13 protein-coding genes are annotated in these 13172 nt (G+C 64.5%); 5 read left to right on the top strand and 8 right to left on the bottom strand.

The features are described from left to right. Positions 1-12 precede the first annotated feature (12 nt). From N5C91_RS13735 to sohB, 3 genes are all read right to left on the bottom strand, one after another. A complete protein-coding gene (locus N5C91_RS13735) occupies positions 13-618 on the bottom strand; it encodes a hypothetical protein (RefSeq protein ID WP_279830120.1) in 606 nt (201 codons plus the stop codon). 62 nt (positions 619-680) lie between these two features. After that, positions 681-1673 carry a YhdH/YhfP family quinone oxidoreductase gene (locus N5C91_RS13730; RefSeq protein ID WP_054907709.1) on the bottom strand — a complete coding sequence of 331 codons (993 nt, stop codon included), beginning with the start codon at positions 1671-1673 and terminating at the stop codon, positions 681-683. A 73-nt stretch (positions 1674-1746) separates the two neighbouring features. After that, positions 1747-2775, bottom strand: a complete 1029-nt coding sequence (gene sohB, locus N5C91_RS13725; protein WP_279830119.1) for a protease SohB — start codon at positions 2773-2775, stop codon at positions 1747-1749. A gap of 211 nt (positions 2776-2986) precedes the next feature. On the opposite strand from sohB, the gene N5C91_RS13720 reads away from it, so the two are divergent. The 4 genes from N5C91_RS13720 (at position 2987) to N5C91_RS13705 (ending at position 6389) form a co-directional block, all read left to right on the top strand. Then, the gene (locus N5C91_RS13720) at positions 2987-3697 is read left to right on the top strand and encodes a phosphoglycerate mutase family protein (RefSeq protein ID WP_279830118.1); all 711 of its coding nucleotides are present in this window, start codon (positions 2987-2989) and stop codon (positions 3695-3697) included. 59 nt (positions 3698-3756) lie between these two features. After that, a complete protein-coding gene (locus tag N5C91_RS13715) occupies positions 3757-4068 on the top strand; it encodes an SCP2 sterol-binding domain-containing protein (protein WP_017519529.1) in 312 nt (103 codons plus the stop codon). Positions 4069-4386: 318 nt separating this feature from the next. Beyond that, positions 4387-5454 carry a phosphotransferase family protein gene (locus tag N5C91_RS13710; RefSeq protein WP_236175148.1) on the top strand — a complete coding sequence of 356 codons (1068 nt, stop codon included), beginning with the start codon at positions 4387-4389 and terminating at the stop codon, positions 5452-5454. Between the two features lie 167 nt (positions 5455-5621). Next, positions 5622-6389, top strand: a complete 768-nt coding sequence (locus N5C91_RS13705) for an SDR family oxidoreductase (protein WP_024763300.1) — start codon at positions 5622-5624, stop codon at positions 6387-6389. 158 nt (positions 6390-6547) lie between these two features. Here the strand turns inward: N5C91_RS13705 and N5C91_RS13700 are convergent, their stop codons facing one another. Then, complete coding sequence (locus N5C91_RS13700; protein ID WP_279830117.1) at positions 6548-7192, bottom strand: hypothetical protein; 645 nt, start codon at positions 7190-7192, stop codon at positions 6548-6550. Between the two features lie 155 nt (positions 7193-7347). Here N5C91_RS13700 and N5C91_RS13695 point away from each other — a divergent pair, with 155 nt between their 5' ends. Next, positions 7348-8130 (top strand): TSUP family transporter, encoded by a 783-nt coding sequence (locus tag N5C91_RS13695; protein WP_236175151.1) that lies wholly within the window; start codon positions 7348-7350, stop codon positions 8128-8130. Between the two features lie 24 nt (positions 8131-8154). Here N5C91_RS13695 and nudC read toward each other — a convergent pair whose 3' ends face one another. The 4 genes from nudC to N5C91_RS13675 form a co-directional block, all read right to left on the bottom strand. Continuing rightward, positions 8155-8994: an NAD(+) diphosphatase gene (gene nudC / locus N5C91_RS13690; RefSeq protein ID WP_279830116.1), complete on the bottom strand. Its 840-nt coding sequence runs from the start codon at positions 8992-8994 to the stop codon at positions 8155-8157. Continuing rightward, the gene (locus tag N5C91_RS13685; RefSeq protein ID WP_279830115.1) at positions 8994-10667 is read right to left on the bottom strand and encodes a ferrous iron transporter B; all 1674 of its coding nucleotides are present in this window, start codon (positions 10665-10667) and stop codon (positions 8994-8996) included. The genes nudC and N5C91_RS13685 overlap by 1 nt, the downstream gene beginning before the upstream one ends. Before the next feature lie 42 nt (positions 10668-10709). Then, complete coding sequence (locus tag N5C91_RS13680; protein WP_279830114.1) at positions 10710-11522, bottom strand: crotonase/enoyl-CoA hydratase family protein; 813 nt, start codon at positions 11520-11522, stop codon at positions 10710-10712. Positions 11523-11760: 238 nt separating this feature from the next. Beyond that, positions 11761-13104, bottom strand: coding sequence for an amino acid permease (locus tag N5C91_RS13675; protein ID WP_279830113.1), 1344 nt, complete (start codon positions 13102-13104; stop codon positions 11761-11763). Positions 13105-13172 lie beyond the last annotated feature (68 nt).

Raw genomic sequence — 13172 nt, 5'->3', positions numbered from 1 at the left:
CACCGGGACCAATCAAGGAAGCAAGTCTTCCAGCGCAGAGACTGTCCGTTCTGCGCTGGACACTCTTATCTCGTCAATGTGAAAACCCAGCAATGACGACTTCCCGACGAGCCGGTACGGCGCGCTCGGCGGCAAGTCGGTGAACCGCACTGGATCGACGCAAAGGTATCCAGACAGCGAACCATCCAGCACCGCCCCCTCCAGCCGGTAGTCGCAGCCCCGGCGACTGTGAAAGTGGTCCTTTACCATGACGGCTTCGATTTCCGCCGACTGCCCGACGAATCGCGAATAGACGTCCCCCACGCTATGCACCACCGCCACCCTCACCATGAACAACACCAGCAATGGAAGGGATATGACCACTAGAGACTTCCGCAGAAGAGTGGAAGCCTGAGGCGCAAAACCATTCCTGGCCAGATGCGCGTAATAGAACAACACCGTGATAGTGGTGATGCCACTGGCGATGTAAGTGCCGGAAGTGCGCCAATAGTGCGTTGGAACGAAATCGGTGAAGGCCGCATATCCGAAGGCAACCAACATCAACCATGTGCCAGATAGAAAAAGCCAGCGCGATTTCGAAGGGCGCTCGTCACCAAAGCATACGGTTTTCCACCCCATTCCGAGGCCTCCCTGCCCCAGCGGAACAAAAGGAGCCCATGCGAGCCCCTTCCTACATCATCTCAATCCAGATTCACTAGCACCCGGCCGACCAGCTTGCCGGCCAGGATCTGGTGGATGGCGGCCGGCAGGTCGTCGAGCTTGACCTCGCGGACTGCCGCTTCGAGGTTGTCGAGCTTCCATTGCAGGGACAGCTTGTCCCACATGGAAGCCTTGACCACCAGCGGCAGCTCCACCGAGTCCACGCCCAGCAGGTTCACGCCGCGCAGGATGAACGGCAGCACGGTGGCCTTGAAGGCGGCGCCGGCGGTCAGGCCGCAGCAGGCGACGCTGCCGCCGTACTGCAGCGACTTGACCACGTTGAACAGGATGTCGCCGCCCACGGTGTCCACCGCGCCGGCCCACTGCTCGCGCAGCAGCGGCTTGTCGACGCCATCGGAGACGGTGGCACGGTCGAGGATCTGCCGCGCGCCCAGGCGGTTCAGCAACTCGGCCTGTTCCAGCTTGCCGGTGGCGGCAGCCACGGTGTAGCCCAGTTGCGCCAGCAGCATCACCGCGATGCTGCCCACGCCGCCGGTGGCGCCAGTGACCAGGATAGGGCCGGCGGACGGCGTCAGGCCGGCGCGCTCGAGCTTGTCGACGCAAAGCGCGGCGGTCAGGCCGGCGGTGCCGAGGATCATCGATTCGCGCAGCGACAGGCCTTGCGGGCGCTTGATCAGCCAGGCCGCGGGCACGCGGATGTACTGGCCGAAGCCGCCCGGCGTATTCATGCCCAGGTCGTAGCCGGTGACGATGACTTCATCGCCGGCGGCGAATTCGCCCACCGAGGACTCTTCCACCACGCCAGCGGCGTCGATGCCGGGAGTGTGCGGGTACTTGCGGGTGACACCTCGGTTGCCGCTGGCAGACAGCGCATCCTTGTAGTTCAGCGAGGAATACTTCACCCGCACCAGCACTTCACCCGCCGGCAGATCGGCAACCTGCCGCTCGGCCACCTGCAGGTCATGCACGCCGTGCGCGCTCTCCGTGACCCACAACGCCTTGAATGCACTCATCTCGACCCTCCTCTTTCGAATTCGATAAACGGGCGCGATCCCGGCGCCCGACGCCCAATCATTGCCAGAAGAGTCACTGCCAGAAACGGCTGCGGCCCAGGCGGTCCCACCAGGTCACCAGCACGCGATCGATCACGCCGCTGACGCCCACGCCGAAGCGCTCCTGAATGGACTTCTTCTGCACGTAACTGAGCTGGTAGACATCCGCCTCGCGGGCGCGTTCGGCCAGGTATTCGTCACTGGTCTTGAGCTCGTCGACCAGTTTCTTGCCCAGCGCCGCCTGGCCCAGCCAGACTTCGCCAGTGGCGATCTCATCGATGGCCAGCTGCGGGCGGTAGTGGACGACGAAGCGCTTGAACAGCTCGTGGGTAGTCTCCAGGTCTTCCTGGAATTTTTCGCGGCCCTTGTCGGTGTTCTCGCCGAACACGGTCAGGGTGCGCTTGTACTCGCCCGCGGTGAGTACTTCGAAATCGACATCATGCTTCTTCAGCAGGCGGTGGATGTTGGGCAGCTGAGCCACCACGCCGATGGAGCCGAGGATGGCGAAAGGCGCGGAGAGGATGCGCTCGCCGATGCAGGCCATCATGTAGCCGCCACTGGCAGCGACCTTGTCGACGCAGACAGTCAGCGGCACGCCGGCCTGGCGGATGCGCGCCAGTTGCGAGGCCGCCAGGCCGTAGCCATGAACCATGCCGCCGCCGCTTTCCAGGCGCAGCACGACTTCGTCGCGCGGCGTGGCCAGGGTCAGCAGCGCAGTCACTTCATGGCGCAGCTGCTCGGTGGCCGTGGCCTTGATGTCGCCATCGAAGTCGAGCACGTAGACACGGTTCTTCTCGCCGCCCTTCTTCTTTTTCGCTTCCTTCAGCGTTTTCGCCTCGGACTTGCGCAGGGCCTTGAGCTTGGCCTTCTCCAGTACGCTGTGCTGCAGGCGCTCGCGCAGTTCCTTGTAGAAGTCGTTGAGCTTGTGCACCTCCAGGTGCCCACTGCCGCCGCGACGGCCGCGGCCGCGCAGAGCGGCGATCACCACCAGGACGATGACGATGGCCACTACCACGGTGAAGGTCTTGGCCAGGAAACCCGCGTAATCCGCTAGAAACTCCACTCACATCCCCTTTTACAATTCTGTACGCGCACGCGTGACAAGCGCTGTGAATCCCGCAAGCATACCCACGCCGCGGGCCCGCCACCAGCGCTGGCAAAGCGCTGTATCAGTCCAGCGAATAGCATTCAAACAAGCGTATGTTTTTTCGTTGACAGCCCCAGATGATCCTCATAACCTCGCCGGAACTTTCAGCCCTGCCGGGATACTGCGCGTGGGAAGCATCTACCTGATTCGACATGGCCAGGCTTCGTTCGGTGCCGACGACTACGATGTGCTCTCGGATACCGGTGTGCGCCAGGCGGAAATTCTCGGCGAGCACCTGGCCAGCCTCGGCCTGCGCTTCGATCGCTGCGTTGCCGGCGACCTGCGCCGCCAGCGCCATACGGCCGAAGCGGTAATGGGCCGGCTGAACGAAGCGGGGATCGACACGCCCATCCTGGAAATCGATTCCGCCTTCAATGAATTCGAAGCCGACGCGGTGATCCGCGCGCACCTGCCGGACCTGCTGGAAATCGAACCGCAGGCCCTGCACATCATGCGCAACGCCGCCGACCACCGCGCCGAATTCCAGCGCCTGTTCTCCACCGTGATCGCCCGCTGGGTTTCCGGTGACCACGACAAGGACGGCCTGGTCAGTTGGGCCGAGTTCCTCGATACCGTGCACAGCGGCCTCAAGCGCCTGCTGGAGTCGGCCAGCGGCAAGGACAACATCGGCGTGTTCACCTCCGGCGGCACCATCACCGCCGTCCTGCAGATGGTCACCGGGATTCCGGCGCTGAACGCCTTCGAGCTCAACTGGCAGATCGTCAACACTTCGCTCAACCGCCTGAAGTTCCGCGGCAGCGAAGTGGCCCTGGCTTCCTTCAACAGTCACGTGCATCTGGAACTGTTGAGGGCGCCGGAACTCATCACCTATCGTTGAGTACCGGCCCAATGCGGCGCCGAGCGCCGCGCGAGAAAACCTAGAAAAGGAATAGAACCATGAGTGTTGCTGACATCGTTTCCACCATGAAGAGCAAGTTCAACGCCAGCGCGGCCGCCGGCCTGGATCTGGTGTTCCAGTTCAACATCGAAGACGGCGACAACCACTACCTGGTCGTCAAGGACGGTACCTGCGAAGTGGTACAGGGCGACGCCGAGTCCCCCAACGTCACCCTGATCATGGACAGCGAAACCCTCAAGGGCATCACCAGCGGCGAAACCGACGGCATGCAAGCCTTCATGGCCGGCAAGCTGCGCGCCGAAGGCGACATGATGCTGGCGATGAAGCTGGGCGAACTGTTCCCGGTCTGATCCGAGAGAACCTGCCCGCGCAGCGTGAAAAACCGGAGTCCCTGGCTCCGGTTTTTTTATGCCTGCGCCCCGCTCTGGCACGCGAATCAGGCAGCTTGATCGGGGTGCAACACGGACGCCAATAACGTCCCGCCGCGCTTGTGAGCGGCAGGCGTCGACATTAGATTAGCCAATGATCATCCGGCGCCATCATTGCCCTGCCTGATTCTGCCGCAACCCATCAGGCCAGAGCCCGACGCCACCTTGCGCGCCACCCTTGCCCGCCGCTTTCGCTGCGGTGCGATGACCCGTACAAGCCCAGTACAAGAAGGGACCAGCATGTCGTTGACCGACCAGACCATCCGCTCCCGCGAAGGTGAAGAACTCGATGCCGCCGTGATCGACGGCTACCTCAAGGACCACATTCCCGGCCTGCAGGGCCAGCCGCGCATCAGCCAGTTCCCAGGCGGCGCCTCGAACCTGACCTACCTGATCCAGTACGACAACCAGGAGCTGGTCCTGCGCCGCCCGCCGTTCGGCAAGAAGGCCAAGTCCGCCCACGACATGGGCCGCGAATACCGCATCCTGAACCAGCTCAAGGACGGTTTCCCTTACTGCCCCAAGGCGTACGCCTACTGCACCGACGAATCGGTGATCGGCGCCGAGTTCTACGTCATGGAGCGGGTCAACGGCATCATCCTGCGCAGCGACCTGCCCAGGGAACTGAACCTCGACGCGCCGCAGACCACCGCGCTGTGCAAGAGCTTCATCGACAAGTTCGTCGACCTGCACAACGTCGACTACAACGCCTGTGGCCTGGGTGACCTGGGCAAGCCAGAGGGCTACGTGCAGCGCCAGATCGGCGGCTGGATCGATCGCTACGAGAAGTCCCTGACCCCCGATGCGCCGGCCTGGGAACAGGTGAAGGTGTGGCTGCGCGAGAAGATGCCGGCCGACCACCACAAGCCGGGCATCGTCCACAACGACTACCGCTTCGACAACGTCATCCTCGACCCGAACAACCCGATGCAGATCATCGGCGTGCTCGACTGGGAGATGACCACCATCGGCGACCCGCTGATGGACCTGGGCAACACCCTCGCCTACTGGATCGAAGCGGGCGACCCACAGCCGATGCAGATGCTGCGCCGCCAGCCCAGCCACGAGCCGGGCATGCTCACCCGCCAGCAGTTCGCCGACTACTACGCCGAGCGCGCCGGCATCCAGATCGACAACCTCGATTACTACTACACCTACGGCCTGTTCCGCCTGGCCGGCATCATGCAGCAGATCTACTACCGCTTCTTCCACGGCCAGACCCAGGACAAGCGCTTCGCCACCTTCATCCACGCCAACAAGCTGCTGGAACAGGTGAGCCTGCAGGTCATCGGCAAGTCCCGCCTGTAAGAGTCGACTGCCGACCTGGCGAGCCAGAGCCGTACAAGGCGGAAGCCGGACGAAGAGCGGAGTTTACCGATGGTAAATGAGCATCTGAGTCCGGCGTCCAACGCAGTACGGCCGACGCGCAACCGGTCGCCAGCCGACTCTTGCGGCCCAAAACAAGGAGAATTTCCATGTCCAAGACCCAACTGTTCGACCTCGACGGCAAGATCGCCTTCGTTTCCGGCGCCAGCCGCGGCATCGGCGAGGCCATCGCCAAGCTGCTGGCCCAACAGGGCGCCCACGTGATCGTCTCCAGCCGCAAGATCGACGGCTGCCAGGCCGTGGCCGACGAAATCGTCGCTGCCGGCGGCAAGGCCACCGCAATTGCCTGCCACATCGGTGAAATGGAGCAGATCCAGGCCGTCTTCGCGCAGATCCGCGAGCAGTTCGGCCGCCTGGATATCCTGGTCAACAACGCCGCTACCAACCCGCAGTTCTGCAACGTGCTGGACACCGACCTGTCGGCCTTCCAGAAGACCGTCGACGTGAACATCCGCGGCTACTACTTCATGTCCATCGAAGGCGGCAAGCTGATGAAGGCCAACGGTGGCGGCAGCATCATCAACGTCGCCTCGGTCAACGGCGTCACTCCGGGCGAGTTCCAGGGCATCTACTCGGTGACCAAGGCCGCGGTGATCAGCATGACCAAGGTCTTCGCCAAGGAATGCGCGCAGTTCAACATCCGCTGCAACGCCCTGCTGCCGGGCCTGACCGACACCAAGTTCGCCTCGGCGCTGGTGAGCAACGACGCCATCCGCAATGTCGCCCTGCAGCGCATCCCGCTCAAGCGCGTGGCCGACCCGAGCGAAATGGCCGGCGCCGTGCTGTACCTCGCCAGCGATGCCTCCAGCTACACCACCGGCGTGACGCTGAACGTGGACGGCGGTTTCCTCGCCTAAGCGCTATTGCGGAAACGAGAAAGGGAGCCGGTTGGCTCCCTTTTTCATGCCTGAACGAATGGCTCTTCGTAGGAGCGAGCTTGCTCGCGAACCGCATCGCCCCCGAAAACGCCGGCATGAATCGGCTCGCGAGCAAGCTCGCTCCTACACAACAGCAGTCATTGCCAGGTCTTCAGCGCCTGGATCGCCGCCGCATTCATCGGCTCGGCGGTCAGCCCGCCCGCGCCATAGCGCACGGCAAACACAGCCTGCTCGGCCATTGGCAGATAATTCACCCGCCCGGCTTTCGGCACGAAAGTCAGCAGATCGTGCTGGCCATCGCGCAACCAACGCCAGAGATCGATTCCCGGTGCATCGGAAACCAGCGACACCTTGCGCCCAAGGGACTGCTGCTCAACCGCCAGGAAGCGGCCGGAAAGGTCCTGCAAGCGATAACCGGGCGCCATGCCGATCAGCCGCGCCAGCCCCTTCCACTCCAGAACCCGCGCATCCAGTTGCCAGAGGTCGCCGGCCAGCTCCACGCGACGCTCGTCATTGCCCTGCAGCAGCGTCACCTCGTAGCGCTGCTCACCGACCTTATGGAAGCTCAGGGTCGCCAGCGGGCGCTCCGCCGGCAGCGGGTCGTAGCTGCGCAGGTCCCAGGCCACCAGCGCCACCAGCACGGCAACAGCCACGAACAGCATCCCCGCCGTACCGCGCAACCAGCCGAGGAACCAGTGACGGTCGAACAGAATGCGGGCGGCTACCACCAGCGCCAACAGCGCCACGAAGGCAACCACCCAGGCCAGACCGTCGTACTGCATCGAATGATTTCCTTCCTCGTAGAAATGCCGGCATTATGCGCACCGCGTACCTGCGCGGCCAGCCAGACCGTCGCAGCTTTCGGGCCCGTTAACGTTTCCCGCGTGCACTCTTTACGAGAGAGTGGCGCCACGAGCCCCCGATCAAGGCGAACCCCATGCCCTTCGAACTCGTCGTAGACCCAACTACCCTGCTCATTCTCGCCGGCGTCGCCTTCCTCGCCGGCTTCATCGACGCCATTGCCGGTGGCGGTGGCCTGCTGACCATCCCCGCGCTGCTCACCGCCGGCGTCCCGCCGCACCTGGCGCTGGGCACCAACAAGCTCAGCTCGACCTTCGGTGCCGCCGTGGCCAGCTACACCTTCTACCGGCGCAAACTGTTCCAGCCGCGCCAGTGGCGCAACGGCCTGATCGCTACCGCCATCGGCGCGGCACTCGGCGCCTGGGCCGCGCACCTGATGCCAGCGGAATGGCTCAATCGCATGCTGCCGGTAGTGGTATTCGGCTGCGGCCTGTACCTGTTGTTCGGCAAGACACCCGAAGCGCCGCTGGATGCCAACCCGCAGATCGCCCAACGCCGCCAATGGCCGCAGGGCCTCGGCCTGGGCTTCTACGATGGTGTGGCCGGCCCTGGCACCGGGGCCTTCTGGACCGTCAGCAGCCTGCTGATGTATCCGCTGGACCTGGTACGTGCCAGCGGTGTGGCGCGCAGCATGAACTTCGTCAGCAACATCGTTGCGCTGGCGGTATTCATCGCCTCCGGTCAGGTGGTCTGGCTGATGGGCCTGTGCATGGGCAGTTCGCTGATGATCGGCGCCTACTTCGGCGCACGCACGGCGATTGGCGGCGGCGCCAAGTTCATCCGTCCGGTATTCATCCTGGTGGTGCTGGCGCTGACCGTGCGCCTGGCCTGGCAGCACTGGTTCACTGCCGCCGCCTGAAAACGACCGCTACGGCGCCTGGACTCAGGCGCCGCCGGGCAGGACGGGGTCAGGACGACCGGCGCGGCGCGCCAGATAGACCTCGATCAGATAGCGGGCGATGGAGCGCTCGGCCGGCAGGCGCGGCAGCTCATCGACGTGGAACCAGCGGGCATCCTCGATCTCGTCCGGCTGCATGACGATCTCGCCGCTGACGTACTCGGCGTGGTAGCCGAACATCAGCGAATGCGGGAACGGCCAGGGCTGGCTGCCCATGTAGCGGATATTGCCGATCTCGACGCCCACCTCCTCGCGCACTTCGCGAGCGACGCAGTGCTCCACCGACTCGCCCGGCTCGACGAAGCCGGCCAAGGTGCTGTACATCCCCGGTACGAAGCGCGGCGAACGCGCCAGCAATACTTCATCACCACGGGTCACCAGCACGATCATGCTTGGCGACAGCAGCGGGTAGCGCTGGATGCCGCAGCTTTCACAGTGCATGGCGCGGTCACGGGGCATACGCAGGCTGGGCTGGCCACAGCTGCCGCAGAAGCGGTTCTGCCGCCACCAGATGCCGATCTGGCTGGCAAAGCCGAGCATGGCGAAGATGTCTTCCTCGGCCTGCATCATGAACTGGCGCAGGCCGATCCAGCTGGCGCCCTCCAGCGGATCGGTACGCTCGACTTCCAGCAGGTATACCGGCTCGCCGTCGAACTCGCCCACCGCATGCTCGGACAGTACCGAGAGGTCCTGGCGCTTGAGCCAGTCACGGGGGAACAGCACGCCGTTGCTGTCGGCGAGGAACTGCTGCTGGCAGTGGGCGAGCGCCCAGCCACCGTTCGCAGCCACCTCGAACATCGAGGATTGCCAACGCCCGGTACGCATCAGGCGGCCACCGTCAGGCCGAGGGCCTTGACGCTCTCGCTGGCGACGTCGAGGACGTCGGGTTGGCCTTCAGGCCGCATCATCGCTCCACCCTCCAGGTAGTACTCCAGGCCGGTCAGCGCATCCGCCAGGGTTTCCAGCATCTGCTCGGACGGCATCTGGGTCGTCTCGATCATCTGCCCCTGAATGTAATCGGCACAGGCACCCACGAGCAATGCCGCTCGCTCCTGGCCGAGGAACCACAGGCCGCCGCGCACCGCCTGCAGGCTGATCGGTACGTTGGCCAGGTGCAGCTTGTCGCCGTTGGATTCCAGGTACGCGGTGATCGCGCGCTTGGCCAGCGCCAGGCCCGACTGGGCCTCATCGATCACCACGATGCGCGCTTCGGCAAGCTGGTGCACGGCGAAGGAATCGTCCTCGCCCATCGGCGCCGGGCGCGCGCTCATGCGCTCGCCACGCTCCAGGTTGCCGACCATGCTTTCGACGTACAGCAGCGCGTCGGCCAGTGCGTTGAGCGCAGCCGGATCGTCCACCGCGCCCTTGGCTACCCAGCCGGCGACCACGCCATGCTGGTGCTGCAGCGAAGTGGCGGCAGAATTCAGGCCGACCATGCCCAGGGTCTTGGCCAGCTTGCCCAACTGGGTGTGCAGGATGCCCAGCGCATCGGCCTGGGACACGCCGCGCTCGATCAGGTCGAGCTGGTCCTTGACCGCTGTGAGCTCCTCGCGGATCGCCACCGACAACGAGCGCATCACCGACTGGCCGGGGCCGGACAGGCGCTGCGACTCGTCTTCGAGCAGGTGATCGGTGAACGGCAGCGGTGCCAGGCCGAACACCTGGCGCAGCTCAGTGGCGCGCACGCCGCCGGTGTCGGCCAGCGTGGTGAGATAGAGCAGTTCCTTGAGCAACTGCCGCGGCGCTTCGTACTGCGGATTGGCGATCAGTTGCTTGAGCTCGCGATCCAGGCGCGAGAACACCAGCTTGCGCGTCTTGCGTGGCAGCATCTGCGCGTCGACCAGTGCTTCCAGCGCGCCGGCGCCTACCCAGCACAGGCGGGTGCGCGCGGCACTGCCCAGCAGCACGTCAAGCTTGCCCAGCGCGCGACCCATGAGCTTGAGGCTCGGGTAGAGATTCTGTTCGCGGATCAGCCCCACCAGGCCGACCTGGTACATCTGCCGCAGACGACGGACTTCACGGGCCGAATCTTCCACCTGGGGAACGGAGACAGCACGCAGCGGGCGCGGCAGATCGAGGCGCGCGCTGAAGAAAAAGCTCTCCGGCAGCGCGGGCTGGCCGGCGGCCTGGCGCACGTCGTTGATCGCCGGCAGCAGCAGCTCGGGGATTTCCTGGCGGTGCGCTTCGAGGTTTTCCAGGTAGCGGCGCAGCACGTAGAGCGCATTGCCGAGCGCAGCCAGCTGGCCGTCACGGTCTTCGCTGACCCCGGTGGGAATGTCGGTGGCCAGGTCCAGCGCTTCCTGCGCCAGCAATTCGGCGCCGGCCAGCTCGATCAGATTCAGCGTGCCGCGAATCTGGCTCAGGCAATCGACGGAATGTTGCAGCAGGCTGCCGTTCTGACGCTCGGCGATGAAGTGCTCGAGATTCTGCTCGGCCTCCTCCATCGTGGCGAACAGCTCGTCGCGGACCAGACTGAGGGACGTGGCTCCAGTAACCATCGGCCTAGTGCGCCTCCTGCGCGCAAGAAGAGTGAACGGGCATCAATCGGCGAACTCGGGGGTCTTCTTGCTCATGTGCGCCATCATGGCGGCCTGCAGGTCGACGGATTGCAGCATCGCGGCGTTCCAGGTGGCGATGTATTCCAGGCCGTCCTCGACGCGGTGGTCGCGGGCGTAGCCGATCATTTCCTTGGTGCCGCGGATGGCGATCGGCGACTTGGCGGCGATCTGCCGGGCCAGCTCCATCACGCCATCGAACAGCGAAGCGTGGTCGGCGTAGACGCTGTTGACCAGACCGATGCGCTGGGCTTCCTCGGCATTGACGTTACGCCCGGTGTAGGCCAGTTCGCGCATGATGCCGTCACCGATCAGGCGCGGCAGGCGCTGCAGGGTGCCGACGTCGGCCGCCATGCCCATGTCGATTTCCTTGATGGAGAACTGCGCGTCGGCGCTGCAGTAACGCATGTCGCAAGCGGAGATCAGGTCGATGCCGCCGCCGATGCAGTAGCCCTGGATAGCCGCGAGGACCGGCTTGCTGCACTTGTCCACGGCGTTGAAGGAGCCCTGCAGCTGCAGGATGGTCTTGCGCAGCGCCCGGGCGTTGCGGCCGACATCCTTGCCCAGGTGGCTGGCGGCCTGGGCCAGCAGGGCAAGGTCGATGCCGGCGGAGAAGTGCTTGCCGGCGCCACTGAGGACGACGACACGGACTTCATCCGTTTCATCGGCCCACTGGAAGATATCGATGATTTCCTTCCAGAAGTCGGCGTTCATGGCGTTGAGCTTTTCCGGACGGTTGATCTGCACATGGGCGATCTTGTCCGCCAGCTCGATGCGGAAGGCTTTGTATTCTTTCACGGGGATGTCCTCGGGTATGCCCTGCTTCGCGTCTGGGTGCGGCGCAGTGCCGCTGGAGCCCGGGCCAACAGTTCTTATTCGTGCTGGGAATCAGATTTTGGAAATCGCGTCACTATAACAAGGCGAAACTAAAAGTCGATGCCGTGGTCTGTGACGCAGCCCACGGCATCGGGCGGGAACTGGCTCGCAGATCGGCCAGCAAGTGCTTGATCTGGCTGCAACGCCCGGTACGCGACAATCAGTCACCGGCCGCCATCGGCAAACCCTGGGCGCGATTGCGGTACTGCCGCCAGGTGTACATCGGGATGCCCGCCATGAACACCAGGAAGCCCCAGAAGATCGCCTGTTCGCCGGTGCCATAGAGCGCCCACAGCGAATAGAGGAAGCCCAGGCAACCGATGGCCAGCACCTGTGGGCGCGAGCGCGGGGAGAAGGATTCCGGCTTGGTCGCCAGCAGCTGCAGCAACGCCGCGGTGCAGAAGGCGTACGGCACGACACCGGTCATGGTGCCGAGCAGGATGATGACGTTGAACACTTCCACCAGCTCGCCGTGGCCGTCGACCATTACCAATGCCGTCACCAGCAGCCCGGATGAAAGCAGCCCGTTGGCCGGCGCACCGTTCTTGTTTAGCTTGCCCAGGGACTCGGGGAACAGCCCGTCACGGGCCGGCGCCACCGGAATCTGGCCCTGCAGCAGCACCCAGCCGTTGAGCGCGCCCAGGCAGGCGATCACTGCGCCGCCAGCCACCAGGTAATACCCCCAGGTGCCCAGCAGGATGCGTGCGGCATCGGCGAACGGCGACGTGGATTTGGCCAGCACCTCCGGCGGCATCAGGCCCTGCACGGCAGTGATCGACAGGATGTACACGGCCGCCGCCGCCAGGGTGCCGAACAGCGTGGCGCGCGGAATGGTCTTCTTCGGGTCGCGCACGTCGTCCGCCGGTACCGTTGCCGACTCCAGGCCGATGAACGACCACAGCGTCAGCGCCGCCGTGGTGGCGATGGCCTGGGCGTATCCCATGTTCGGCAACTCGCTGGTAGCCGGGATGGTCAGGTAGTCCGGATTGAAATGGAACCAGCCGAGGATGCCCACCAGCAGCAGCGGAATCAGCTTGAGTGCGGTGAGGCAGTTCTGCACGACGGCGAAGGCAGTGATGCCACGCAGGTTGATCAGGGTGCACAGCCAGATGGCGCCGATGGCCGTGGCGACCATCAGCAGCGGGTCGGCCAGCGCCGGAATGAACACCCGCAGGTAGCCCACCAATGTGACGGCAATGGCAGCGTTGCCAATCCAAGCGGCTTTCCAGTAGGTCCAGGCGCAGAGATAGCCGGCGAAGCTGCCGAAGCCGTCGCGGGTATAGGCATAGGGTCCGCCCGCGCCGGGATTGAGCCGTGCCAGTCGGGCAAAGGTGAAGGCCAGGATCACCGCCCCGGTGCTCGACACCAGCCAGCCGAACAGGCTGAGCCCGCCGAACGCCGCCAGGCTCGACGGCAGCAGGAACACCCCCGACCCCACCATGTTGCCAACCACCAGCGCAGTGCAGCTCCAGAACCCCATGCTGCCCTTCTTCGCTTCCGCCATCTGCGCTCCTTAGAAGCCCGCAATCCTGTTTCGTGTCATGGCGCCCTGCCTGCCTTTTGAAGGTACGC

The sequence above is a fragment of the Pseudomonas sp. GD03903 genome, from assembly GCF_029840045.1.
Classification (GTDB): domain Bacteria; phylum Pseudomonadota; class Gammaproteobacteria; order Pseudomonadales; family Pseudomonadaceae; genus Pseudomonas; species Pseudomonas pseudonitroreducens.
The sequence above is the reverse complement of the archived record's forward strand: the minus strand, read 5'-3'. Positions and strand labels throughout refer to the sequence as shown.

What these genes read in the sequence shown, in the direction of transcription:
- N5C91_RS13710 (WP_236175148.1), top strand. Translation starts at nt 4,387, where the DNA reads ATGTCGTTGACCGACCAGACCATCCGCTCCCGCGAAGGTGAAGAACTC.
- nudC (WP_279830116.1), bottom strand. Translation starts at nt 8,994, where the DNA reads ATGCGTACCGGGCGTTGGCAATCCTCGATGTTCGAGGTGGCTGCGAAC.
- N5C91_RS13695 (WP_236175151.1), top strand. Translation starts at nt 7,348, where the DNA reads ATGCCCTTCGAACTCGTCGTAGACCCAACTACCCTGCTCATTCTCGCC.
- N5C91_RS13700 (WP_279830117.1), bottom strand. Translation starts at nt 7,192, where the DNA reads ATGCAGTACGACGGTCTGGCCTGGGTGGTTGCCTTCGTGGCGCTGTTG.
- N5C91_RS13735 (WP_279830120.1), bottom strand. Translation starts at nt 618, where the DNA reads ATGGGGTGGAAAACCGTATGCTTTGGTGACGAGCGCCCTTCGAAATCG.
- N5C91_RS13715 (WP_017519529.1), top strand. Translation starts at nt 3,757, where the DNA reads ATGAGTGTTGCTGACATCGTTTCCACCATGAAGAGCAAGTTCAACGCC.
- N5C91_RS13730 (WP_054907709.1), bottom strand. Translation starts at nt 1,673, where the DNA reads ATGAGTGCATTCAAGGCGTTGTGGGTCACGGAGAGCGCGCACGGCGTG.
- N5C91_RS13705 (WP_024763300.1), top strand. Translation starts at nt 5,622, where the DNA reads ATGTCCAAGACCCAACTGTTCGACCTCGACGGCAAGATCGCCTTCGTT.
- N5C91_RS13675 (WP_279830113.1), bottom strand. Translation starts at nt 13,104, where the DNA reads ATGGCGGAAGCGAAGAAGGGCAGCATGGGGTTCTGGAGCTGCACTGCG.
- N5C91_RS13685 (WP_279830115.1), bottom strand. Translation starts at nt 10,667, where the DNA reads ATGGTTACTGGAGCCACGTCCCTCAGTCTGGTCCGCGACGAGCTGTTC.